The 23,234-nt window shown below is 62.8% G+C and carries 24 protein-coding genes and 3 riboswitches; of the genes, 18 read left to right on the top strand and 6 right to left on the bottom strand.

Annotation, left to right across the window (positions count from 1 at the left end; genetic code table 11):
• On the bottom strand, positions 1-606 hold a 606-nt coding region (locus tag RMN95_RS03660; protein WP_309615602.1), incomplete at its 3' end, for an ornithine cyclodeaminase.
• 122 nt (positions 607-728) lie between these two features.
• Between RMN95_RS03660 and RMN95_RS03655 the strand changes: the two genes are divergently transcribed.
• From RMN95_RS03655 to RMN95_RS03620, 8 genes are all read left to right on the top strand, one after another.
• Positions 729-1,151, top strand: coding sequence for an Lrp/AsnC family transcriptional regulator (locus tag RMN95_RS03655; protein ID WP_309615601.1), 423 nt, complete (start codon positions 729-731; stop codon positions 1,149-1,151).
• 25 nt (positions 1,152-1,176) lie between these two features.
• The gene (locus RMN95_RS03650) at positions 1,177-1,686 is read left to right on the top strand and encodes a heme-binding protein (RefSeq protein ID WP_309615600.1); all 510 of its coding nucleotides are present in this window, start codon (positions 1,177-1,179) and stop codon (positions 1,684-1,686) included.
• Positions 1,632-1,973, top strand: a complete 342-nt coding sequence (locus RMN95_RS03645; RefSeq protein ID WP_309615599.1) for a type II toxin-antitoxin system VapB family antitoxin — start codon at positions 1,632-1,634, stop codon at positions 1,971-1,973. Before RMN95_RS03650 ends, RMN95_RS03645 begins: the two co-directional genes overlap by 55 nt.
• The gene (locus tag RMN95_RS03640) at positions 1,918-2,139 is read left to right on the top strand and encodes a type II CAAX prenyl endopeptidase Rce1 family protein (protein WP_309615604.1); all 222 of its coding nucleotides are present in this window, start codon (positions 1,918-1,920) and stop codon (positions 2,137-2,139) included. Before RMN95_RS03645 ends, RMN95_RS03640 begins: the two co-directional genes overlap by 56 nt.
• A gap of 49 nt (positions 2,140-2,188) precedes the next feature.
• Complete coding sequence (locus tag RMN95_RS03635) at positions 2,189-2,419, top strand: hypothetical protein (RefSeq protein ID WP_309615598.1); 231 nt, start codon at positions 2,189-2,191, stop codon at positions 2,417-2,419.
• Positions 2,416-2,826, top strand: a complete 411-nt coding sequence (locus tag RMN95_RS03630) for a TA system VapC family ribonuclease toxin (RefSeq protein ID WP_309615597.1) — start codon at positions 2,416-2,418, stop codon at positions 2,824-2,826. Before RMN95_RS03635 ends, RMN95_RS03630 begins: the two co-directional genes overlap by 4 nt.
• Positions 2,827-2,998: 172 nt before the next feature.
• Positions 2,999-3,394, top strand: coding sequence for a Rid family hydrolase (locus tag RMN95_RS03625; protein WP_309615596.1), 396 nt, complete (start codon positions 2,999-3,001; stop codon positions 3,392-3,394).
• A gap of 16 nt (positions 3,395-3,410) precedes the next feature.
• Positions 3,411-4,997 (top strand): ABC-F family ATP-binding cassette domain-containing protein, encoded by a 1,587-nt coding sequence (locus RMN95_RS03620; RefSeq protein WP_309615595.1) that lies wholly within the window; start codon positions 3,411-3,413, stop codon positions 4,995-4,997.
• Between the two features lie 4 nt (positions 4,998-5,001).
• On the opposite strand, the gene RMN95_RS03615 is transcribed toward RMN95_RS03620, so the two are convergent.
• The 3 genes from RMN95_RS03615 to RMN95_RS03605 all read right to left on the bottom strand — a co-directional run bounded on the left by RMN95_RS03615 (position 5,002) and on the right by RMN95_RS03605 (position 6,661).
• Positions 5,002-5,325, bottom strand: coding sequence for a multidrug efflux SMR transporter (locus RMN95_RS03615; protein WP_309615594.1), 324 nt, complete (start codon positions 5,323-5,325; stop codon positions 5,002-5,004).
• 15 nt (positions 5,326-5,340) lie between these two features.
• Positions 5,341-5,405, bottom strand: a riboswitch (guanidine-III (ykkC-III) riboswitch).
• A 58-nt stretch (positions 5,406-5,463) separates the two neighbouring features.
• Entirely contained in the window at positions 5,464-6,168 is a 705-nt protein-coding gene (locus tag RMN95_RS03610; protein WP_309615593.1) for a J domain-containing protein, read from the bottom strand.
• Positions 6,169-6,220: 52 nt separating this feature from the next.
• Complete coding sequence (locus RMN95_RS03605) at positions 6,221-6,661, bottom strand: hypothetical protein (RefSeq protein ID WP_309615592.1); 441 nt, start codon at positions 6,659-6,661, stop codon at positions 6,221-6,223.
• Positions 6,662-6,802: 141 nt separating this feature from the next.
• Between RMN95_RS03605 and RMN95_RS03600 the strand changes: the two genes are divergently transcribed.
• The 5 genes from RMN95_RS03600 to gcvP all read left to right on the top strand — a co-directional run bounded on the left by RMN95_RS03600 (position 6,803) and on the right by gcvP (position 14,009).
• Positions 6,803-8,536 carry a VWA domain-containing protein gene (locus RMN95_RS03600; protein WP_309615591.1) on the top strand — a complete coding sequence of 578 codons (1,734 nt, stop codon included), beginning with the start codon at positions 6,803-6,805 and terminating at the stop codon, positions 8,534-8,536.
• Positions 8,537-8,596: 60 nt separating this feature from the next.
• Positions 8,597-9,238, top strand: coding sequence for an LON peptidase substrate-binding domain-containing protein (locus tag RMN95_RS03595; RefSeq protein ID WP_309615590.1), 642 nt, complete (start codon positions 8,597-8,599; stop codon positions 9,236-9,238).
• Between the two features lie 96 nt (positions 9,239-9,334).
• Positions 9,335-9,425: riboswitch (glycine riboswitch) on the top strand.
• Between the two features lie 20 nt (positions 9,426-9,445).
• Positions 9,446-9,582: riboswitch (glycine riboswitch) on the top strand.
• A gap of 31 nt (positions 9,583-9,613) precedes the next feature.
• On the top strand, positions 9,614-10,741 hold the full coding sequence (gene gcvT, locus RMN95_RS03590; protein WP_309615589.1) for a glycine cleavage system aminomethyltransferase GcvT: 1,128 nt from the start codon (positions 9,614-9,616) through the stop codon (positions 10,739-10,741).
• 2 nt (positions 10,742-10,743) lie between these two features.
• Positions 10,744-11,115 (top strand): glycine cleavage system protein GcvH, encoded by a 372-nt coding sequence (gene gcvH, locus RMN95_RS03585; protein WP_309615588.1) that lies wholly within the window; start codon positions 10,744-10,746, stop codon positions 11,113-11,115.
• Positions 11,115-14,009 carry an aminomethyl-transferring glycine dehydrogenase gene (gene gcvP / locus RMN95_RS03580; RefSeq protein ID WP_309615587.1) on the top strand — a complete coding sequence of 965 codons (2,895 nt, stop codon included), beginning with the start codon at positions 11,115-11,117 and terminating at the stop codon, positions 14,007-14,009. Before gcvH ends, gcvP begins: the two co-directional genes overlap by 1 nt.
• Before the next feature lie 148 nt (positions 14,010-14,157).
• Here the strand turns inward: gcvP and RMN95_RS03575 are convergent, their stop codons facing one another.
• Together RMN95_RS03575 and RMN95_RS03570 are read right to left on the bottom strand one after the other, a co-directional pair.
• Positions 14,158-14,919 carry a CPBP family intramembrane glutamic endopeptidase gene (locus RMN95_RS03575; RefSeq protein WP_309615603.1) on the bottom strand — a complete coding sequence of 254 codons (762 nt, stop codon included), beginning with the start codon at positions 14,917-14,919 and terminating at the stop codon, positions 14,158-14,160.
• Positions 14,920-14,983: 64 nt separating this feature from the next.
• Positions 14,984-15,388, bottom strand: coding sequence for a DCC1-like thiol-disulfide oxidoreductase family protein (locus tag RMN95_RS03570; protein ID WP_309615586.1), 405 nt, complete (start codon positions 15,386-15,388; stop codon positions 14,984-14,986).
• A gap of 250 nt (positions 15,389-15,638) precedes the next feature.
• Between RMN95_RS03570 and RMN95_RS03565 the strand changes: the two genes are divergently transcribed.
• The 5 genes from RMN95_RS03565 (at position 15,639) to RMN95_RS03545 (ending at position 23,083) form a co-directional block, all read left to right on the top strand.
• Positions 15,639-17,246 (top strand): ABC transporter substrate-binding protein, encoded by a 1,608-nt coding sequence (locus tag RMN95_RS03565; protein WP_309615585.1) that lies wholly within the window; start codon positions 15,639-15,641, stop codon positions 17,244-17,246.
• A 155-nt stretch (positions 17,247-17,401) separates the two neighbouring features.
• Positions 17,402-18,331 carry an ABC transporter permease gene (locus RMN95_RS03560; protein ID WP_309615584.1) on the top strand — a complete coding sequence of 310 codons (930 nt, stop codon included), beginning with the start codon at positions 17,402-17,404 and terminating at the stop codon, positions 18,329-18,331.
• Positions 18,321-19,262: an ABC transporter permease gene (locus RMN95_RS03555; protein WP_309615583.1), complete on the top strand. Its 942-nt coding sequence runs from the start codon at positions 18,321-18,323 to the stop codon at positions 19,260-19,262. The genes RMN95_RS03560 and RMN95_RS03555 overlap by 11 nt, the downstream gene beginning before the upstream one ends.
• Entirely contained in the window at positions 19,259-21,016 is a 1,758-nt protein-coding gene (locus RMN95_RS03550; RefSeq protein WP_309615582.1) for an ABC transporter ATP-binding protein, read from the top strand. Before RMN95_RS03555 ends, RMN95_RS03550 begins: the two co-directional genes overlap by 4 nt.
• Positions 21,017-21,277: 261 nt before the next feature.
• Positions 21,278-23,083: an ABC transporter family substrate-binding protein gene (locus RMN95_RS03545; protein ID WP_309615581.1), complete on the top strand. Its 1,806-nt coding sequence runs from the start codon at positions 21,278-21,280 to the stop codon at positions 23,081-23,083.
• Positions 23,084-23,234 lie beyond the last annotated feature (151 nt).

Raw genomic sequence — 23,234 nt, 5'->3', positions numbered from 1 at the left:
TGCCGTGCAGGTGGTGACGATGTCGGCTCCGCGCACGGCGTCACGAGCATCCACTGCCCGGATGATCTCGAAGCCGAGCGGCGTGACGTTCTCGATGAACTTGTCGAGGGCAGCAGGGTCGGTGTCCCAGACGCGGAGCCTGTTGATGCCGAGCCCGGCGCGGAACCCGAGAGCCTGGAACTCGGCCTGCGTCCCGGTGCCGATCATCGCCATCATGCTGGAGTCGGGGCGAGCCAGCAGTCGTGCAGCAAAGACGGAAGTCGCCGCGGTGCGCAGGGCGGTCAGCAGCGTCATCTCTGCCCAGAACGTCGGATAGCCCGTGTGAACGTCGGAAAGCACACCGAACGCGGTGACGGTCTGGTGGCCCAGCGAGGGGTTAGAAGGGTGCCCGTTGACGTACTTGAACGCATAGGTCTCGCCATCGCTGGTGGGCATGAGCTCGATAACGCCGCCCGTCGAGTGGCTCGCCACCCTGGGGGACTTGTCGAAGATCGGCCAGCGGGCGAAGTCTTCCTCGAGGTAGCCGATCATGCCGGTGATGATCGACTCGATTCCGGTGGAGGCGATCCATCGGCTCATGTTTCCCACGTCGACGAAGCGCACCATGATTTCTCCCTAAGCTCGTGTGCCCAGCCTACGAATGGGCAGTATGTAAGAACAATGATCAGAGGGTAGCCTTTTCGGTCAGTCTGTGCGCGCATTGCTCACTGACAATATACGATCTGTTCATGGATGACCTAGATCGACGCCTCATCGGCCTGCTGAGAACCAATGCTCGCGAGCCGGTGGCTGTGCTCGCGCGAGAGCTGGGGGTGACGCGGACGACGGTCACCAGCCGGCTGGATCGGCTGCTCGACAGCGGCACCATCCTCGGATTCTCGGCCAGAGTGCGCGCCGAGAACGATCCTGACACGATCCGCGCCGTGGCTCTCATCGAAGTGGCGGGGCGCACCACCGATGACGTGATCCGCCAGCTCCGCGGGTTCCCCGAGGTGCATTCACTGCACACCACGAATGGCGCCTGGGACCTCGTCGCGGAACTGCGCACCGACACGCTCGGCCACTTCGATCGGGTGCTGGCGCGCATCCGTTCGCTGGATGGTGTCATCAATAGCGAGACGAGCCTGCTGCTGAGTTCGGTGATGATCTGAGACGGTCGTAGACGTACACTGCCGCATGACCGAAATACAGCCTTACGCCGTGGTGAGCCAGCACGACGGGTTCGAGGTGCGGCTCTATCCGCAGCACCTGCTCGCCGAAGTCGATGTCGACGGTGAGTTCTTCGAGGCCGGCAACCGCGGCTTCCGCCCTCTCATCGGCTACATCAGCGGCAACAACGCCGGCAAGTCGAAGGTAGCGATGACCGCGCCGGTCATCCAGGCGGCGGCGGGTGAGCGGTACACGGTAAGTTTCGTGCTTCCTTCAGGTATGGATGCCGCATCCGCACCAATCCCGACCGGCGCCGGTGTGCGCACCCGAGTGGTACCTGCCGGGCGTGTGGCGGCGCGCCGGTTCAGCGGCGGTGCGGATGAGGCCCGCTACGCGGCCAACGCCGCCCAGCTCGTGGCCGAGGTTAAGCGCGCGGGCTTGACGATCATCGGCGGCCCGTATTTCGCCCGCTACGACCCGCCGTGGAAGCCCGGCTTCCTGCGCCGCAACGAGGCGCTGCTGCGGCTCGCCGACTGAGGACGTTCACCTGGGGTGCGCGACATTTCGATTGGGATTCTGTTGACTCTGGAGGGTCGCATGCCGCCGGTCTTTATGCGGAGGCGACCGTGAGAATCGCCATAATCGTCAACGACGAGCCCATCCAGCGAGCCGCGGAACTCACAGGGCGCGAGGAGAAATCCGCACTAGTGAGACTCGGACTGGAGGCGCTTATCGAGCGGGAGAGCGCACATCGACTCGTGCTCCTGGGTGGGTCCGATCCTGCCGCATCGAGCAGCCCGCGGCGGCGGACCGCGCCGCCGTGATCCGGGCCAGCCACTGCTCGATATCGCTCGGGTCGTTGTCATCCAGGGCTCGTTCGGCCTGTTCCTTGGGATCATGTGGTGGCGGTACCGAAATCTCGCGGCCATTGTCGTCATCCACGTCATTGCGAACGGCTGGGGCGTTGCGGTCGTTCTGATCGATGGCTGAATGGGGAGATCCGGTATGCATCAAGCATGATGCGCGTATGATGCACACCGTGCGAACAACTGTGGAACTGCCCCCGGCAGCGCATCGCCGCGCCCGGGAGATCGCCGAACAGAGAGGCCAGTCTCTGTCCTCGGTTGTGGCTGAGCTGACCATCCGCGGGCTGGCTCAACTCGACGACACGATCGAAGTGACAACGGATCCGGTTTCGGGATTCCCGACGATCAGCCTGGGCCGTCGGATCACCTCGGTCGATGTGGCCAACGCGCTGGACGAGGAGTGACCACCTACCTGCTCGATTCCAACATCCTCATTGCTCTCGCTATCCAGGAACACGAGCACCATGCGGTTGCCAGTGCATGGATGGTCGACGTCGAGCACTTTGCGCTCTGCCCGATCGTCGAGGGCGCTCTCGTTCGCTTCCTCGTGCGACTCGGGGAGTCGGCTTCGACCGCCGTTGCCGTGCTGAAGGCGATCCAGGCCCTGCCCACAGGCGAATTTTGGCCAGACGGGCTCTCGTACGCTGAAGTGGACCTTCGCCACGTCATCGGTCATCGCCAGGTGACGGATGCGTACCTGCTCGGGCTGGTCCGCGACCGTCCAGCGGCTCGCCTGGCGACCTTCGATGCAGGTCTTGCCGCAGTCGACCCATCCCTTGTGACGCTCCTGGGCGCCGCCACAGTCGCCTGACGCGCGGGCCGTGCATCGCGAGCCCGGGCTCCGCCGTGCGGCTGATTCGATGCCAAATGAAGGAAGCGAGGCATCCTGAGCCCGACTCTTCGGGTCAGATCACCAAAAACCGACCTCTGTTCCTTCATTTGGCAGATGAGACAGCGACCGACGCCACAGGCAAGATAGACCCATGACCGTCACTCTCATTCGTGCCCCGCAGCTGGCATCCGCCCCATACGCCCACGCTGCGACCATGCCCGTGGATGCCCGGCCCCTGTTCCTCGCCGGCGCCTGCCCGCTCAACGCCGAGGGCACCGTAGTCCCCGGCGGTATTGCCGCCCAGACCGCGCAGGCCCTCGACAACCTGGAGGCCGCGCTGCTGGCGGCCTCAGCCACGCTCACGGATGTGGTCGCGACGCGGGTGCTCGTGGCATCCACCGATCGAAGGTATCTTGTTGAGGCCTGGAACGTGGTGCGCGAGCGATTCGGCGCCCACGATGTACCGAGCACGCTGGTTGGCGTGACGGTGCTCGGGTATCCGGGACAATTGATAGAGATCGAGGCGACAGCCGGAGTGATCGACTGAAGCGGAGATTAACGGCATGAGCCTGATCAGGTTGAACGACGTCGACTTGCGCATCGAGAACACGCAGGTGTTGCGGGAGGCGTTTTTCAGGCTGGAGCCGAAAGACCGCGTCGGGCTGATCGGTCGCAACGGCTCGGGTAAGTCGTCGCTGTTGAAGCTGGCACTCGAGCAGCTCGCACCGACGAGCGGCACGGTCACCATCGAACCCGGCACGAAGTTCGGTTACTTCTCGCAGTTCTCCGAGCTCAACGGTTCGGCCACCATCCTCGAGGTGCTCGATGACCTGTTCGTCGACATTCGCGCTATCGAGACCGAGCTCGCCAGCATCGACGCGACGATAGCGGCCGATTTGAGTGGTGATCTGGATGCGCTCATCCATCGCCAGGCTGCCCTCTTCGAAGACATGGATCGCCTCGACGGCTGGGACTACGGGCGCCGCATCGACCAGGCCCTCACCACGCTCGGATTCACCCAGGCGCATCGCAACAGCCCGATCGATGACCTGTCAGGCGGATGGCGCAATCGCGCGGCGCTGGCGAAGATCGTGCTCGAAGACCCCGACGTGCTGCTGCTTGACGAGCCCACGAACTTCCTCGATGTTGCCGGGGTGGAGTGGCTGGAGGCCTGGTTCCGCGGCTTCCACGGCGCCGCGATCATCGTCTCGCACGACCGGCGTTTTCTCGACTCGGTGGTCTCTCGCATCATCGAGGTCGAGAACTTCCACCTGCACGAATACCCCGGCAATTTCGGTGAGTACGTCATCCAGAAGCAGTTCAGGCTGAAGACCCTCGAGCAGCAGTTCGTTCACGAGTCTGAGCTGCTCGCCTTCGAGGCCGAGGGCATCGCCGACCGTCGCGAGGCCGCCAAGGCCGAGAGCCGCGGTCTCGATAAGCAGCTCTCAAACATCAAGAAAAGCCGCGCACCACGCCCCGTCGACCAGATCATCACCGAGATCTACGGCGGCCTTCATATCAAGGATGTCCTGTGCCGGGTCGACCGCATCAGCAAGTCGTACGACGGCCGCGTGCTGTTCTCCGACCTCAGTTTCGAGATCCGACGACGTGACCGCATCGTGATCCTCGGAGCGAACGGCAGCGGAAAGTCCACACTGTTGCGTGTGCTCACGGACGAGAAGCCGGACTCAGGCGAGACCGTCTGGGCGAAGGGCAGCGATATCATCTCGTACAACCGGATCCTCGACGAGCTCGACAACGACGACACTGTCACCCATGCCGTCAACGCGATGCCGAATAGCCTCGCGCTCACCGCGACGCGCAAGTCGGTCGGCCGGTTCCTCGCGATGTTCCAGTTCTCCGAGGCAGACCTAAAGCAGCGCATCGGCAACCTGTCGGGTGGCCAGCGGGCGAGGGTGGCCATGGCGCAGTGCCTGCTGTCCGGCGCATCCGTGCTGCTGCTCGACGAGCCGACCAACCATCTCGACATGGCGAGCACCCAGGTGATGGAGCGTGCCCTCGTACACTTTCCCGGCGCCGTGGTGGTGGTGAGCCACGACAGGTTCTTCACCGACAAGATCGCGAACCGGTTCCTGGTGTTCGGAGCGGAGGGGGCGGAGCCGGGCGAGATCGACGTGCGGGTCGCCTGAGTAGTCAGCGTGGGGTGTCCACGAGCTTGAGCCCCACGATGCATCCGACCAATCCGATCAGTAACAGCACTTTGATGATGGATGACGGTTCGCCGCCGAAGATCATCGCGTAGGTCACAGTAAGGGCGACCCCGATTCCCACCCACACCGCGTACGCGGTGCCGGTAGGAATGTCGCGCAAGGCGAATGCCAGTCCAGCCATGCTCAGCGCCAGTGCGGCCCCGAAGATCACGGTCGGCCAGAGTTTGGTGAAATTCTCGGACCTACCGAGAGCGGTGGCCCACACGCTCTCGAGAATTCCGGACACGATCAGAACAATCCACGCCATGACAAACACATCCCTATAGCCAGTCTTGTCGCGTACCGGGTACTGATCTGTCGTCCGGGGGTTGCTCTGCGCACCCTACTCACATTCTAGCAAAGTGGCCGTCAGGTGGCTCTCAGACAGAGGCGGCGAAACCCACTGTCATGCGGCTGATGCCCGACCCGTCGAGCGCATTACACGGTACCGCGATACCCTCGGCGCCGCGACGCGCAGCGCGATAGCGGAAACGAAGGAGGCCGTGAGCGACGCCCAAACCCATTCGGGGCTGGCGTCCACGAGGGCGGTTATCGGCCAGATTCCGGAGGCCGCCAGTGGCCAGAGCAGCATTGACGCTCCCAGCAGAAAATATGTGAATCGCGGTGGATGAGAGAGACCGGCCGCCATCCATACCAGGGCAATAATGATCGGTGGGATCATCCTGGGGCTGAGGCCGGTGATGGGCGTCGAGTACACCAGGGGAAAGACGGCGATTGTCGATACCAGGATGACCACAATGGACGTAACGGCAAGAGTCTCCCACGCGACGTTCCGCTGCACGACCACTGTCGGCCGGGCGCCTGGTCGGAATGAGGCGTACGGCTTCGGGAAGTCACGCACGAAGGGCGCTGACGGGGCGGAAGTCCGGGTGCCGGCGCTATGAGATCCGCGACGTTCGACGCGCGACCGCAACTCGGGGTCGAGTAACACACGCTGCGCCTCATTCAGCCGCAGCGTCATCGCCGCACCCGCGGCACCGGCTACATCCGGGTGATACATCCGGACTAACCGTCGGTACGATGCACGAATATCATCGGCTGTGGTTTCGGGTGTCACGCACAGCACTTCGTAATGGGTCGGGGATTCCATGTGCCTTCAGCATAGGGCACCCATGACCCCCAAAGGTGGGGTACAGGTCGGATCAGTGCCGACCGCGCCGGGTCTTCCAGGCCTCTGTCGACCACAGCGCCCAGGCGACGAGCAGGGGCTGGAAAAGCAGGCGAACGCCGAGCACCACTGCCATCGGGTTCGCCCAGCCCTCAGCATTGGTGTGCACGAAGAACTGTGAAATATTGCCGGGAAAAATGGCGAGGAAGAAGAGAGCAAGGGCCCAGCCCACGATCATCCGGTAGCGAGTGAGGAACAGCACAGCGAGTCCGAACAGAATCTCGACGATTCCGGATGCCACGACCACGAAGTCGACGTCTAACGGAAGCCATTGTGGAACCTGTGACTGAAAGGCCTGGCGTAACACTGTCAGGTGGCCGACACCCGCACTGACCAGGAACACGCCGAGGAGTATTCGGCCGATAGTGCGGACCACTCCGGCCGTTGCCGTGGTCGTTGAGACTGCATCCGGCATAGTGTTCACGCTTTCGGGAGGCGCCCTAATCCGGGCGAGGTTGGTAATTGTCTCATCGCATGTTGTAAAGTCCCCTACTGGGGGGTGGCGTGTCGTCGGTCCCGACGGTTTCGAGGCGCCGCTGCACCTACAGGAGACCTCGTGAGCACCCACCGGCACCGCCATCGTACCTCCGTCTTCACCCGCCTAAAACGGCGCTGGTGGGTGGTTCCGATTGTGCTGGTGACCGTCGCGGCCGTCGCTGTCGCGGGCGTGCAGTTTCTCGGTGTCGGGTGGTTTACCAGCACCGTGACCGCACTCTCGGGAGGATGCTCCGAGCGCGAGAATCTCGTGATAGCGGCGGATCCCTCCATCGCCCCGGGCCTGACGACGGTCGCGAAAGCGTTCGATGAGGAGAAGAACAACTGCACGACAACCGAGATCCGATCACAGGATTCGGCTGACACCGCGGCACTGTTCGCCTCAGGTGTGGGGGGTGACCTTGATGCTTGGGTTCCTGATTCGATCGCATGGCTCGACCGTGCCGCGTCGGTGGCGACATCCCTCGGCCGCGACGCCCCGGACTTCGAGGTGGGCGATTTCATCGCGAGCACGCCGGTGGTGCTGGCCACACCGGCATCACGGGCATCAGATTTCACCTCCGCTCCCTTGGCCTGGGCGACGCTGCTGAGCGGAACAGTAGGTACCCTCCTGCCTGATCCGGAGTCGTCCGCGGCCAGCCTCGCCAGCCTGGCCCAGATCAAGACGGTGTCATCCGCTACTGATCCCCGCCAATTTGCTGGCGCCATGATCGAGTTGGGCAAGACGATTCCGCAATCCACCCGGGCAGCCTTTGATACGGCTGGCGCGGCCACCACCCCCACCGTCGTCGTGACCACCGAGCAGGAGGTTGCCTCGTACAACGAATCCTCGCCAGCCACACCGCTCATTGCGCTCTACCCGGCCGACGGGACGGTGGCGCTGACCTATCCGTTCGTCGGGGTTGCTGACGGCACGCAAGAGACCGCGCCCACCGCGACCAGCGGCGCCTCTGCTGCTGGAGAAGTCGGCACGTCAAACGCATCCAGGAAGTTGCTCGCCGCCCTGGCCGCTGCGGCCCGATCCGCCACAGAGGTCTTTGCCGCAGAGGGTTTTCGCGACGCGGATGGTGGGGGCGCGCTGAAAATTGCCGGAGTGCTCGAGACTCCTACGGCGGCGAAGCCCTCGGCGGACGCTGCGGTTCAAATCGAAATCCTTCGGGCCTGGAGCGTTTTGACCCTTCGATCGCGCCTTCTCGTGGTCATCGACGTGTCCGGCTCAATGCTCGACCCAGCCAATAATGGCCTCCGGCGCATCGACGTGTTCCAACTCGCCGCAGGGGAAGCCCTGTCAAAATTCTCGGGTGAAGCAGAGCTCGGCGTCTGGGTGTTTTCCCAAAACCGGGTAGGCACCCAGGATTGGGAAGACCTGTCACCCATCGCGCCGCTCTCCGACCCCGCCCACGTGCAGCAGATCAATGGCATCGTCGCCTCCCTCCCCGATCGTGCATACGGCGCTACGGGGCTGTTCGACACCATTCTTGCCGCCGTCACCCGCGTCAAAGAAGAATATGACCCAGCAAAGGTCAACTCTGTGCTGCTGATTACTGATGGGCGCAACGAAGATGACAATGGCATCGACCTGCCGACGCTGCTGAGCAACCTGAAGGCGATCGAGGATCCGACGAAACCCGTGCCGGTGATCCTGATCGGATTTGGGCCAGATACCGATGTGGATGTCATGACGCAGATCGCGAAATCGACCGGCGGAGCGGCCTACTCCGCCGCCGTGCCCGAGGATCTGGGCAAGGTTCTCGTCGATGCCCTCAGCCAGAGAGCCTGCCGCCCAAACTGCTGATAACCCGCTGAACTCGACCGAAGGCTGGCGGTAAGGCACGGGGCGTGGTTTTGTGGATGGATGACGACGCTGCCGATGTTCCCGCTGGGCTCAGTGCTGTTCCCCCACATGCCCCTCAGTCTTCGTGTATTTGAAGAGCGCTACATTGTGATGCTCTCGAAGGTGTTGCAGGATGAGCCCTCGGAGTTCGGAGTCGTACTCATCGAGCGCGGCCAGGAGGTGGGCGGCGGCGAGAAACGCTTCTCCGTCGGAACCGTCGCACGGATCGCCCAGATCGAGGCCGCGGAGGGCTTCATTGGCATAGTCGCCGAAGGCCAGGGGCGCGTTGCTATCGACGGGTGGCTCGACGACGATCCGTACCCGCAGGCGACGACCACCCCGCTGCCCGACCTCGAGTGGGATGAAGCCCTGCTGCCGATCAGGGATCGTGCCGAACAGCTCGTGCGCCGCACTCTCTCTCGTGCCAGCGAATTCTCGGAGCTGAATTGGTCGCCCGAGATCGAGCTCTCCGACGATCCCGTCGCTCGAGTGTGGCAACTCGCGGCCATCTCACCGCTCGGGCCGCTCGACCAGATGTCGCTGCTCCGCTCCGCCACGATGGCGGAGTTGCTCGACGGCATCATCGAGCACACTCAGGGAGTGGAGTTGTCGCTCGCAGCACCGTGGCGTGACGAGGACGGGGAGGGTCCGGACCTCGACTGAGGGCGTGCCGCCTGAGAATCACGTCGTGACCGTCGTTGAGGCATCCATTGGCCACCGCCTGTTGCTAGGCTGGCCGCACAACAGAACATCGGGCCGCAACACAATGCGGGAGAGCCTTCCCCAGGGAAGGCACCGAAGGAGCAAGCCTCCCCGCCAATCTCTCAGGTTCACGTACCGCATCCACTGGTCTCCGCCGAAAGGTGAAGGCACGGCCACTCTGAAAAGCGAAGCTCGGCCACCCGGTAAACGGAGGCGCGGGGCTTCCGCCGAAGGTGAAAGCGACCCGTGCTGATCGATAAGCGCCGCGGTCGCGAAACTCTCAGGCCCATGACAGAGGGGGAGTTCCACCCGCAGCCATGCCTACAGGAGAACTCCGTGACCGATGCTCTGCCGCCGTCAGAAACGCACCCCCGCCAGTCGCCCCTGCACGATGTGCACGCCGCCGCCGGGGCCAGCTTCACCGATTTCGCGGGGTGGATGATGCCGGTGCGCTACAGCTCTGACCTGGCCGAGCACCATGCGGTACGCGACGCTGCCGGCATATTCGATATCTCGCATATGGCCGAGATCAGAGTGGATGGTCCGGATGCCGCGGCGTTCCTCGACTACGCCCTGGCAGGAAAGCTGTCAGCCGTGGCGACCGACCAGGCAAAGTACAGCCTTTTGCTCGACACGGCCGGCGGCATCATCGATGACCTCGTCGCGTACCGCCGGGGCGATAACTCCTACCTCGTGGTGGCCAATGCCGGCAATCGCGTGCCGGTCGCCGAGGCCCTCGCCAGCCGTGCGGCCGAGTTCGACGTCACGGTGACCGATGCGAGCGATGAGATCTCGCTCATCGCCGTTCAGGGTCCGCGGTCACGCGAAATAGTGGAGGCCACCGTCGGCCTCACGCTGGCCCTCGACGAGCTGAAGTACTACTGGAGCACCAACGGCAGGTTCGATGGCGTTCCGCTGATGGTCGGCCGCACCGGCTACACGGGTGAGGACGGCTTCGAGCTCTACATCCAGGCGGATGCCGCTGCCTCCCTCTGGGCCGCACTCACGACCGCGGGCGAGCCGTTCGGCCTCGTGCCCGCCGGCCTCGCCAGTCGCGATACCCTCAGGCTGGAGGCCGGGATGCCGCTGTATGGTCACGAGCTCGGTCTCGACACCCTTCCCGTGCAGGCCGGGCTTGGCCGCGTCGTCAACCTGAAGAAGGAGGGCGACTTCGTCGGTCGTAACGCTTCCGAAGTCGGCGCACCCGAGACCGCGCGAGTGCTCGTCGGGCTCACTTCCGAGGGCAAGCGCGCGGGTCGCGCCGGCTACGCCGTGTTCAATGGCGACGACGAGGTTGGCGCCATTACCAGCGGAGCACTGTCGCCCACGCTCGGACATCCCATTGCGATGGCCTACGTCGATCCCGGTCTCAGCGCGCCTGGCACCACGCTGGCAATAGATGTGCGGGGGTCGCGAGTCGCGGCATCCGTCGTGACACTTCCCTTCTACAAGCGAGAGGCATAACGATGACTGAACTGAACGACCTCAAGTACACGGCCGAGCACGAATGGATCCTCATCGAGGGCACCGTCGCGACGGTCGGTATCACCGCATATGCCGCCGAGAAACTGGGCGACATTGTGTTCGTCGAACTGCCCACCGTGGGATCGACGCTGGCCGAGGGCACCGTCGTGGGCGAGATCGAATCCACCAAATCGGTGGGCGAGTTGTTCGCGCCGGTCAACAGCACCGTCGTCGAAGCAAACCAGGCCGTGAGCGATAGCCCCGAGCTGGTAAACACCGATCCCTTTGGCGAGGGCTGGCTCATTAAGGTCGAATTCACCGAATTGCCCGAACTGCTTGACCTCGCCGCCTACACCGCTCTGACGGGGGAGTAATGACCGACCATTTCGCAGATCGCCATATCGGCACGGATGCCACAGCGCAGGCCGCGATGCTGGCCGCCGTGGGCTACGACACCGTCGAGGCGCTCGTGACGGCGGCGGTTCCCGCCTCCATCGCCCTCGATCCGACCCTGGCATCGAGCATCCCGAAGCCCGCCACGGAGCGCGAGGCGCTCGCCGAACTGCGCGCCCTCGCCGACCACAACACCGTCAACCGCTCGATGATCGGTTTGGGCTACTACGACACGATCACACCGGCCGTCATCAAGCGAAATGTGCTCGAGAACCCCAGCTGGTACACCGCGTACACCCCCTATCAGCCCGAGATCTCGCAGGGCCGCCTTGAAGCGATCATCAACTTCCAGACCATGGTTTCCGACCTGACCGGCATGACGACCGCCAACGCGTCGATGCTCGATGAGGGCACCGCTGTCATCGAGGGGATGCTGCTGGCGAGGCGCGCATCCGCAGCGAAATCGAACGTGTTTATCGTCGACTCCGATGCCCTGCCGCAGACAAAGGCGCTGTTGGCCAATCGCGCCGAAGCGCTCGGGATCGACCTGCTCGAGTCGAGCCTGGAGGGTCAGCTTCCGGAGGCCTTCGGCATCTTCGTGCAGTACCCGGGGGCATCCGGTCGCATCGTCGATCGAACTGCGGCCATCGCTGCGGTCAAGGGGGAGGGTGGCCTTGCGATCGTCGCCTCCGACCTGCTCGCCCTCACCCTGCTCACGTCCCCGGGTGAACTCGGCGCCGACGTCGCGGTCGGCACCACCCAGCGTTTCGGTGTGCCGATGGGCTTCGGTGGCCCGCACGCCGGCTACATGGCCGTGCGTCAGGGACTCGAACGCCAGTTGCCCGGTCGGCTCGTCGGGGTGTCACAGGATGCGGCGGGCCACCCCGCCTATCGGCTCACCCTGCAGGCGCGCGAACAGCACATTCGTCGCGAGAAGGCCACGTCGAACATCTGCACCGCGCAGGTGTTGTTGGCGGTAATGGCGTCGATGTACGCGGTCTACCACGGCCCGCAGGGCCTGAAGCGCATCGCGCTGCAGGTTCGGGATGCCGCCGAATCCTTCGCCGCGCGGCTCGGTGCGGCGGGGTTCGAGCTCGAGAGTAAGCACTACTTCGACACGCTGACTGTCCGCACCCCGGGGCGTGCGGCGGCTATTGTCGGCGCGGCCCGCGAGAGCGGCATCCTGCTGCACCTCGTCGACGTAAATACCGTGCGACTCAGCTTCGACGAGGTCAACTCCCAGCCATACAGCGGCGCTACGGGCCCAAGCACAGATGATCTTGCGAAGGCCTTTGGCATGGATGCGGGCTGGGCTTTCGCCGCCGAATCGCAGTCGATCCCGGCAGGACTCGCTCGCACCTCCGACTACCTCACACACCCGGTCTTCAACACTCATCGCAGCGAGACCTCGATGATGCGCTACCTGAAGTACCTGGCCGATAAGGACTACGCGCTCGACCGCGGCATGATCCCGCTCGGCTCGTGCACGATGAAGCTCACCTCGGCCACCGAGATGGAATCGGTCTCGTGGCCGGAATTCGGCGGCATCCACCCCTTCGCACCCGCGGAAGATGTTTCCGGGTACCTGGTCATGATCTCGCACCTCGAAACCTGGCTCGCCGAGGTGACCGGCTACGACACCGTCTCACTGCAGCCGAATGCCGGCAGCCAGGGGGAGCTTGCGGGCCTCCTCGCGATCCGCGGTTACCACCGTTCCCGCGGCGACGAGAATCGCACGATTTGCCTGATTCCGTCGAGCGCTCACGGCACGAACGCCGCCAGTGCCGTGCTGGCAGGCATGAAGGTCGTGGTGGTGGCCACCGACACCCTGGGCAACGTCGACCTCGACGACCTCAGGCTCAAGATCGCGCTTCACTCGGACTCACTCGCCGCGCTGATGATCACCTACCCCTCGACCCATGGGGTGTACGAGCACGAGATTCGGGCAATCTGCGACGCCGTGCACGATGCCGGCGGACAGGTCTACGTGGACGGGGCAAACCTGAACGCGCTGCTCGGCTACGCCCGGTACGGTGACTTCGGCGGAGATGTCTCGCATCTGAATTTGCACAAGACCTTCTGCATCCCGCACGGCGGTGGCGGCCCCGGCGTGGGCCCGGTAGCGGCACGGGCTCATCTTGCTCCGTTCCTGCCCGGGCATCCCATGGCTCAGAGTTCGCGACACCCGGCCTTCGACCTTAACAGCGGCCTCGAGGGCGAGTTCGTGCATGGCGGCGGGCCCGTCAGCGCCGCGCCGTACGGCAGCGCGAGCATCCTGCCGATCTCCTGGGCCTATGTGCGCATGATGGGGCTGGATGGCCTCAAGGCCGCCACCGGTGCCGCCGTTCTTGCGGCAAACTACGTCGCCGTGCGCCTGCGGGATCACTACCCGGTGTTGTACGCCGGCGAGAACGGGCTCGTGGCACACGAGTGTGTGCTCGACCTTCGTCCGCTCAAGGAGGCGACGGGCATCGACAACAATGACGTCGCCAAGCGCCTCGTCGACTACGGATTCCACGCTCCGACCATGTCATTCCCGGTGGCAGGCACGTTGATGGTCGAACCCACCGAGTCGGAAGACCTGGCCGAGATTGATCGATTCATCGATGCGATGATCGCCATCAAGGATGAGGCCGATGCCGTGGCATCCGGAGTCTGGCCCGCCGACGACAACCCGCTCGTCAACGCGCCGCACACGGCCCAGGCCGTCATCGAGGGGGAGTGGGCGCACCCATACTCGCGCGAGCAGGCCGTCTACCCGCTACGCTCCCTGGTTGGCCACAAGTACTGGCCACCCGTGCGGCGCGTCGACAACGCCTTCGGTGACCGCAACCTGGTGTGCGCCTGTCCACCGATAGAGGCCTTCGCCCACTGAACGCGTTCCGCCGTCGTCGTCTCCTTTTATTATTCAGGAGGTGATGGGGTTGGTGGGGCTGAAGTGTGTGGGGCCCCACAGGCCACTCCAATCACTTCAGCACCACAACCTCCTGAATAATGAAAGTGATGTAGGTGGATGCCTCGGCTCAGGCGGCGGGCAGACCGAACAGGTGCGGGAATGCAGCCGCGGCCCAGGGGTAGCCGATGAAGATCGCCGCGTCGATGATCACGTGGGCGATCACGAGCGGCAGCACTCGTCCGTGGCGGCTGTACAGCCAGCCAAACAGCAGCCCCATGATGACATTGCCGACGAACGCGCCAAAGCCCTGGTATAGGTGGTAGGTGCCTCGCAACAGAGCCGTGCCGATGATGATCTGCCACCGGCCCCACCCGAGGTCGCGCAGCCTGGCGAACAGGTAGCCGATCACGATGACTTCCTCGGTCACCCCGGCATCGATCGCGCGCATGATCAGGACGGGCACCGTCCACCAGTAGGTGTCGAGAGCTGAGGGATTGACTGTGGTGTTCACATTCAGTGCCACGCCGCCGAGGTAGACGAGAATGCCGCCTGCGCCGATCACGAGGGCGAGCCCGAGCCCGGTGATGGCGTCGCGCCCGGGCCGAGTGAAGTCGATGCCGAGGCGCCCGAGGTGCGGCCGTGTTGTCTGCCACAGCAGAAACGCCACGAGCGCGACCGGCACCAGATCGAAAAACACGGCCATCAACTGGTACACCAGGTCGAAGACGGGCCGGTCACTCAGCGAGTTGTTGATCGAGGTGGTCTGCTGCGACAGCGCCTGTTCCCGCGTGAGCTTATTGGCAAGGGAAACGATTGAGTAGGCAGCGGATGCCCCGAGCGACAGCCCGAGCACGATGAGCACTTCGGTACCGAGCCTGCGCCGCGGCATCCCGTTGCCGGAGTGGCCAGGCAAGAAATTCCCGCTCACTCACACGCCCAGGCGCGGTGCTCACTCACGGCGTGGAGACAGGCATAGCGCAGGCTGGAGTGCCGCCGGGCAAGCGATGGCGGTTCTTCGCGACGAAGAGATACCCCACCGCCGCTAACCACGACACCGGCGGCGTCGCCACCAGGGTACCGGCGAAGCGAAGGCCGAAGGAGGGCTGCATTCTCAGCAGTGCCGACAATGCGAGGTGGCCGGCGTACTGGTGCCCGGATGTCACGAACCAGGCGTATTTCGTCACGTCATCCGGTGTCAGCCCGAGCGAGTCGAGATCGAGCCACTGCCATGGAGTCGCGGTGGGGAAGTTCGGAAGTGAGTGCTCGAGACGGCGGACCCAGGTGCTGCAGAATGCACAGTCTCCGTCGAACACCAGCAAAGGTGATTGAGCGGGGATTGCTGTGGAGCCGGACCTCATCATTCGATCGTACCCTTGTCACGCTGCGGGTTTGGAGAGACAGCTCTGTCTGGCGCACACGATGTGCGTGACGAGCCCTTGGCGCGCAAGAAATCATCAATATCCGTTATTTCGTGGCTCCCGCGTCACGACTAAGTGACTATTCCCCGAAATGGTTTTGCGAGAGCGCCACCCCCGTTTAGGCTTCACCGTATATCTGAGCAGCAACAACACCCCTCGTTGCTGCCTGAACTCTTGCTGAGGAGAAAAATTGAGATCACGAAATGTTGGTGCGACGCTACTCGGTGTCGGCCTGGCTGCCACGCTCGCACTGAGCGGTTGCGCTGCGGGCGACCCAACCCCGGCCGAGACGGCAAGCACTGCTGTCATCACCACGAATGGCTCTGAGCCGCAGAATCCACTGATCCCGACCAACACCAACGAGACTGGTGGCGGAAAGATCATTGACAGCATTTTCGCGGGGCTCGTCTACTACGACGCCAAGGGCGCCCCTCAAAATGACCTCGCCGAGTCGATCGAGTCGAGCGATGGCCAGAACTACACCATCAAGATCAAGGCTGGTGAAAAGTTCAGCAACGGAGACGCCGTCACAGCGAAGTCCTTCGTCGACGCGTGGAACTTTGGCGCGCTGCTGAGCAACGAACAGCTCAACAGCTACTTCTTCGAGTCGATCGAAGGGTTCAGCTATGACGAAGACTCTGAGCTCACCGGGCTCAAAGTCGTCGACGACACCACCTTCACCGTGGCGCTGAAGCAGCCTGAGGCCGACTTCCCCCTTCGACTCGGATACACGGCATTCTTCCCCCTCCCCGCCGATGCGATTGCCGACCCGAAGACGTTCGGCGAGACCCCGGTCGGTAACGGTCCCTATATGCTCGATGGTGCAAAGGCCTGGGAGCACAACGTCAAGATCGCGCTCGTTCCGAACCCTGAATACAAGGGTGGTCGCAAGGCGATGAACGCGGGCCTCGATATCGTCTTCTACGCCTCCCAGGAGGCCGCGTACGCGGACCTTCTCGGTGGAAATCTTGACGTGCTCGATGCAGTTCCTGACAGTGCGTTCAGTAGCTACAAGACCGACCTCGGTGACCGCGCCGTGAATCAGCCCGCGGCCGTATTCCAGTCGTTCACGATTCCCCAGAGTCTGGCTCACTTCTCGGGCAAGGAGGGCCAGCTTCGTCGCCAGGCGATCTCGATGTCCATCAATCGCGAGCAGATTACCGACGTGATCTTCCAGGGCACCCGCACGCCAGCGACCGACTTCACGTCTCCTGTGATCGACGGATACTCGAAGGATCTCAAGGGCGCCTCGGTGCTGAAGTTCGACGAAAAGAAGGCGAAGGACCTCTGGGCACAGGCCGATGCGATCGCGCCGTGGTCAGGCACGTTCCAGATCGGCTACAACGCCGATGGCGGGCACGCGGCCTGGGTCGATGCCGTCTCGAACTCGATCAAGAACACGCTCGCAATTGACGCTTCGGGCAAGCCATACCCGACCTTCGCCGAGTTCCGCACCGACGTCACGAGCCGCACCATTACCTCGGCGTTCCGCACGGGTTGGCAGGCCGACTACCCGTCGCTGGCCAACTTCCTGGGCCCGATTTACGCGACAAAAGCTTCATCGAATGATGGCGATTACTCGAGCGCGGACTTCGACAAGCTGCTCAAGGCGGGTCTCTCCGAGTCGGATGTCGCTACGGCAAATAAGAAGTTCCAGGACGCACAGGAAGTGCTGTTCACCGACCTTCCCGCTATTCCGCTGTGGTACTCCAACGTCACCGGTGGTTACAGTGACGGCGTGAAAAACGTGACCTTCGGGTGGAATTCCGTTCCGCTGTATTACGAGATCACCAAGTAGTACCCCTGCCGGGTCAGCCCGGTGATTGAGGGTGGTGGCAGACTTGCCACCACCCTCAACTGTGTCAGCCACACTATGCTTTTTTCAGCTCATACCGTTTTCGAAGGTGCGAATGCCAGTTATGCGAATGCTCACGAAAGTCGGAGACTAGTCGAATGACCTGGTACATCGTTCGACGTGTCCTCCAGGCGATTCCCGTTTTCTTCGGCGCGACTCTGCTCATCTACTTCCTTGTCTTTGCCCTGCCCGGAGACCCCATTCAGGCCCTCGGCGGCGACCGCGGCCTCCCTCCCGCCGTTGCGGACGCCCTCAGGGCTCGCTATCACCTCGACCAGCCGTTCATCGTGCAGTACTTCTACTACATCAGCGGCATCTTCCGGGGGGATCTGGGAACCTCGTTCTCCGGCCAACCGGTGTCTGAGACAATCGCTCGCGCTTTGCCGGTGACGTTCCGTCTCGCGGTCATCGCGATCGTCATTGAGGCCATTGTCGGAATTTCAGTGGGCCTTGTTTCGGGCTTGCGAAAGAATGGCATTTTCGACACCGTATCGCTGCTGATTTCGCTGGTGCTGATCTCCATGCCCATCTTTGTGCTGGCGTTTCTCGCTCAGTTCACCTTTGCAATCAAATTGGACTGGGCTCGAACCACCGTGAGTAGCCAAGCCCCATTCACCGAGCTGATACTGCCGGCCTTCGTTCTGGCATTTTTCGTGGTCGCGAATGTCATCCGCCTCACTCGCACCTCCGTCATAGAGAATCTGGATGCGGACTTCGTGCGCACCGCCACGGCGAAGGGGCTTTCCCGGCGCAGGGTGATCCGGGTACACATCCTCAGAAACTCACTCATCCCGGTCGTCACCCTGCTCGGTACCGACTTCGGGCTGCTGATCGTCGGGGCGACGGTCACCGAGGGCATTTTCAACGTGCCCGGCGTCGGAAACACGCTGTTCAAGGCAATCCTTCTCTCCGAAGCCCCCACGGTGGTGTCGTTCGTGACCGTATTCGTCATCATTTACATCATTTCGAATCTACTCGTGGACATCCTTTACGCCTTCCTCGACCCAAGGATTCGCTATGGCAACTGATACGCCACACCACTTCGTCGCGCCCTTCGATGAGTCGACCCTGGCCTCCACTGACGCCGTGTCCGTCGACGAGAAGCCCAGCAACCTCTACATCGACGCCTGGCGTGACATTCGTAAGCGGCCGTTGTTCTACATCTCCGGAATATTCATTATTCTCGCGATTCTGGTGGCACTCGCGCCGGGGCTGTTCACCCAGGTCGACCCCCGAGCCTGTGATCTGGGCTTCAGCAATCTCGGCCCATCGGATGGCCACCCCCTGGGCTTTACGCGCCAGGGTTGTGATGTCTATTCACGCATCATCTTCGGGACGTCAACATCCCTGTCGGTGGGGCTGCTCTCGACCATCATCGTCACGGTGATCGGCGTGATCTTCGGCGCGATCGCGGGGTTCTATGGGCGTTGGGTGGATGCCGTGCTCTCGCGGGTTGGCGACATCTTTTTCGCCATTCCGTACTTCCTCGCGGCAGTCGTGGTCATGTCAGTGTTCGTCAACGACCGCACCGTCCTGGTGATCTCGTTGGCCATCGGGGGTTTCGCCTGGCCCAGCACCGCACGTATTCTGCGGGGGCAGATCATCTCCGTCAAAAACGCGGATTACGTTACCTCGGCGACCGCGCTTGGGGTGTCGTCGATTCGCACCCTCTGGAGGCATGTACTGCCCAACTCGATTGCCCCGGTGATTGTGCTAACGACGATTGGGCTGGCTGGCGCGATCGTGGCGGAGGCGACGCTTGGGTTTTTGGGTGTGGGGCTTCCCAGCTCGGTGATGTCGTGGGGCAACGACATCAATGCGGCGCAGCCTGACATCAGAAATAATCCGATGACGTTGGTTTGGCCGTCGATCGCGCTCACGGGCACCGTGCTGGCCTTCATCGTCATGGGTGAGGTACTTCGTGACGCACTTGACCCGAAAGCGAGAGCCAGACGATGACCACACCGAATTCACGGTTGGATGCCCCGCGCGGCACCGCTCGTACGCCTCTGCTCGAAATCCGCGGCCTCCAGGTCGGCTTCGCAACCCAATCCGGGATGGTCCCTGCGGTAAACGGAGTCGACCTCACGCTGATGAGGGGCGAGACTCTCGCCATCGTGGGGGAGTCAGGCTCGGGCAAGACGACCACGGCACTGGCCATTATCAACCTTCTACCGAAGGCCGCCGAGATCACCGGCGGCAGCATCATGTTCGACGGCCAGGATCTGACCAAGCTCACCGAGAAGGAACTCGAGGAGGTGCGCGGCAGGCTCATCGGCTTTGTGCCGCAAGACCCGATGTCGAACCTCAACCCGGTGTGGCGCATCGGTTTCCAGGTCGAAGAAACACTCGTCGCCAACGGCATGGCGACTCGAGGGCGCGATGCTCGAAACAAGGCCATCACCGTACTTAAGCAGGCCGGGTTGTCGGATGCCGAGGACAGGTTGCGCCAGTACCCACACCAGTTCTCGGGGGGTATGCGCCAGCGCGTACTCATCGGTATCGGGCTGTCGTCGAGCCCGAAACTGTTGATCGCGGATGAACCCACCTCCGCCCTCGATGTAACAGTCCAGCGGGTCATTCTCGATCATCTGGCGAAGCTCACCGCCGAAACCGGAACATCCGTGCTCTTCATCACGCACGATCTCGGGCTTGCCGCAGAGCGTGCAGAGAAGCTTGTGGTCATGTACAAAGGGCGCGTCGTCGAGGCGGGCCCGTCGGTGGAGTTGCTGCAGAATCCGCAGCATCCCTATACCAAACGGCTCGTCGCCGCGGCGCCGAGCCTCGCCTCCCAGCGGATCCAGCGCAGCACGACATCGCTCGCTGATCTCGGTCATCGCGCCGACGACGCAGTCGAGGTCGACCTGATCGTCACGGCAGAGGAGCGGGCGTCCCGAGTGGCCGGAGCCATTTCGGCAGCACCGGCGGTTCAGGTCGAGAACCTGACCCGAGTTTTCAAGATCAACACCGGCAAGCTTCGGAACGTGCCGTTCACCGCAGTCGATTCGGTGTCGTTCTCTATCGCGAAGGGCACCACGACCGCGCTCGTGGGGGAGTCAGGGTCTGGCAAGTCGACCGTAGCGCGGCTCATCCTGAAGCTGGATCAGCCCACATCGGGCAAAATCGTTGTGGGCGGCAAAGACCTCGCCACGACGAAGGGCAAGGAACTGCTCGCCCTGCGTCGGCGGATGCAACCAGTCTTCCAGGATCCGTTTGGCTCCCTTGACCCCCTGTACAACATAGGGGCGACCATCGCCGAACCGCTGGTGGCGCATCACGTGGGAGATCGGAAGCAGCAGCGGGCGCGAGTGCTCGAGCTGCTCGACCAGGTTTCTCTTCCCAGGGTGCTAGTTGACCGCTACCCCAACGAGCTGTCGGGTGGCCAGCGCCAGCGGGTGGCGATTGCTCGTGCCCTGGCGCTCAAACCTGACATCGTCGTGCTCGATGAAGCGGTCTCGGCGCTCGATGTTCTGGTGCAGGCGCAGATTCTTGCCCTCCTCAGCGAACTACAATCCGAACTCGACCTCACCTACCTGTTCATCACCCACGACCTCGCGGTGGTGCGCCTGATCGCCGACAATGTGTGCGTAATGCGCCGTGGCCAGATCGTCGAGGCGGCATCCACCGACCGGGTCTTCGACAATCCTCGGGAGGAGTACACGCAGGAATTGCTCGCCGCCATCCCCGGGGCAGGCATCCAGCTGGGAGTGTGAGCCGCGGAGGCTCATGGTGCTGATCGCTGTGCGCTTGTTCTGAGCATTTCTCGTCCAATCGCGCACAAACCCTGCGTTTCTGGTCAAAACGCCGCAAGAAATCGTCAGAATATGCACGATCCTCGCTCGATCGTTACCACTGTGTAACGTTTCTATCCTTCTGGTTCGGGCACCGTCTACCCCCGTTTAGGGTGTGAACATCAGGCGCAACGCTGCGCTCCGAATTGCCGCGGCGTGCGCCCATCTTGCACAGGAGGAAAATTGAGAATCAGACGATTCGCGGCAGCCGCTGCCACAGTCGCCGTCGGTGCTCTCGTGCTCTCGGGTTGCGCAGCGCCGCAGTCCGAGATCGTCGAGGGATCATCCCTGTCGGTCGCCTGGAACCAGCCGTTCTTTTCATACAACGGAGAGACCTCGTTCGGCAACAACACTTCCAACAACAACATCACCTACGCGACTAACGCGCAATTCAATTTTTACGACGACACTCCCAAGTTGATCAAGGACACCTCCTTCGGCACGTACGAGAAGGTCTCAGACGACCCGCTGGTCGTGAAATACACCATCGCCGATGGCGTGAAGTGGTCTGACGGCACGGCAGTCGACGCCGCCGACCTGCTGCTCAAGTGGGTCTCGCTGTCGGGCGCGGAGAACACCCCGGACTTCGACGCCGCCAAGTTCACCGACCCCGAGACCGGTGAATTTACCCCCGACTTCCCGACTGATGTCGTATTCTTCGACACCGGTGCCGACCCAACAACAGGCCCGGGGCTGGTCAGCAAGTTGCCGGAGGTCAGCGACGATAAGAAGTCGATCACGATGACCTGGGATTCGCCGTTCGTCGACTGGGAGCTATCGTTCACGAACGTGGGCCTTCCCGCGCATGTCGTCGCCCAGAACGCACTCGGCATCAAAGACCCGCAGGAGGCCAAAGATGCCCTAGTGAAGGCGATCACTGATAACGACGCCGCATCCATGGCCAAGATTGCCAGCTTCTGGAACACCGGCTTCAACTTCACCGAGATGCCGAAAGACGAGAGCCTGGTCGTCGGAAACGGCCCGTACACGATCACCAATTTCGTGGCCGACCAGTTCATCACCCTTACCGCCAATAAGAACTACACGGGCGACCACCAGCCGCAGGTTGAGGAGATCACGGTCAGGTTCATCACCGACCCGCTCGCCGCCGTTCAGGCCCTGCAAAACGGAGAAGTACAGGTGATTTCTCCGCAGGCCACCGCAGACGTGGCCGATGCCGTAGCCGCGCTCGACGTCACCGTCATCGGCGGTAACGAGGGCACCTATGAGCACATCGACTTGCAGTTCGACCAGTCGAAGAGCGGTCACTTCAACGACCCCCTCATCCGTGAGGCGTTCATGAAGGTCATCCCGCGCCAAGAGATCGTCGATAAGCTCATCGTGCCGATCCAGCCTGATGCCGTCACTCGTGACTCGCAGGTCTTCCTGCCGGGCGCTGAGGGCTACGACGACTCCATCGCGGCCAACGGTTCGGATGCGTATAAGACGGTCGACATCGAGGGCGCCAAGGCACTTCTTGCCCAGTCCGGCGTCACTAACCCTGAGGTCTGCATGCTCTTCTCGTCGACGAATCCTCGTCGTGCGAACGAGTTCCTGCTGATCCAGCAGTCTGGCGCCCTGGCCGGCTTCAACGTCACAGACTGCTCCAGCCCTGACTGGGGTGGCCTCCTCGGCACTCCCGGAGCCTACGACGCGTCGCTGTTCGGCTGGCAGTCCACGAGCCTCGGTGTGACCAACGGGCCGCCGCCGAACTACAACTCGAAGGGCATCAACAATCTCAGCTTCTACAACAACCCTGAGATGGACAAGCTGACCGACCAGTTGGGTAAAGAGTTCGACCTCGATAAGCAGATCGACATCCAGAAGAAAATCGACAAGCTGCTGTTCGATGACTTCTATGGGGTCACGATCTTCCAGTTTCCGGCCGTGACCGCGTTCGACCAGACCAAGATCGCGAATATTTCGCCGTCTACGCTGGCGCCGACGATTTTCTGGAACATTTGGGAGTGGAGCCCGGTCACCGAATAGTCGAGTCAGCTCGATCGGACGTAGCCGTCGGCTAACACCCTGGGCGCTGGGTCCGGAAGGTGCCAGCGCCCGTCAATAGTCAATACGCCGTGAGGCCGGGCCCCTTCGGGGCATGGGTTGGCGTTTGGCGACTCCTCGCCTCCATTTTCAT

It is taken from the genome of Salinibacterium sp., assembly GCF_031364185.1.
GTDB lineage: Bacteria > Actinomycetota > Actinomycetes > Actinomycetales > Microbacteriaceae > Rhodoglobus.
This window is presented reverse-complemented; position numbering and strand designations above follow the sequence as displayed.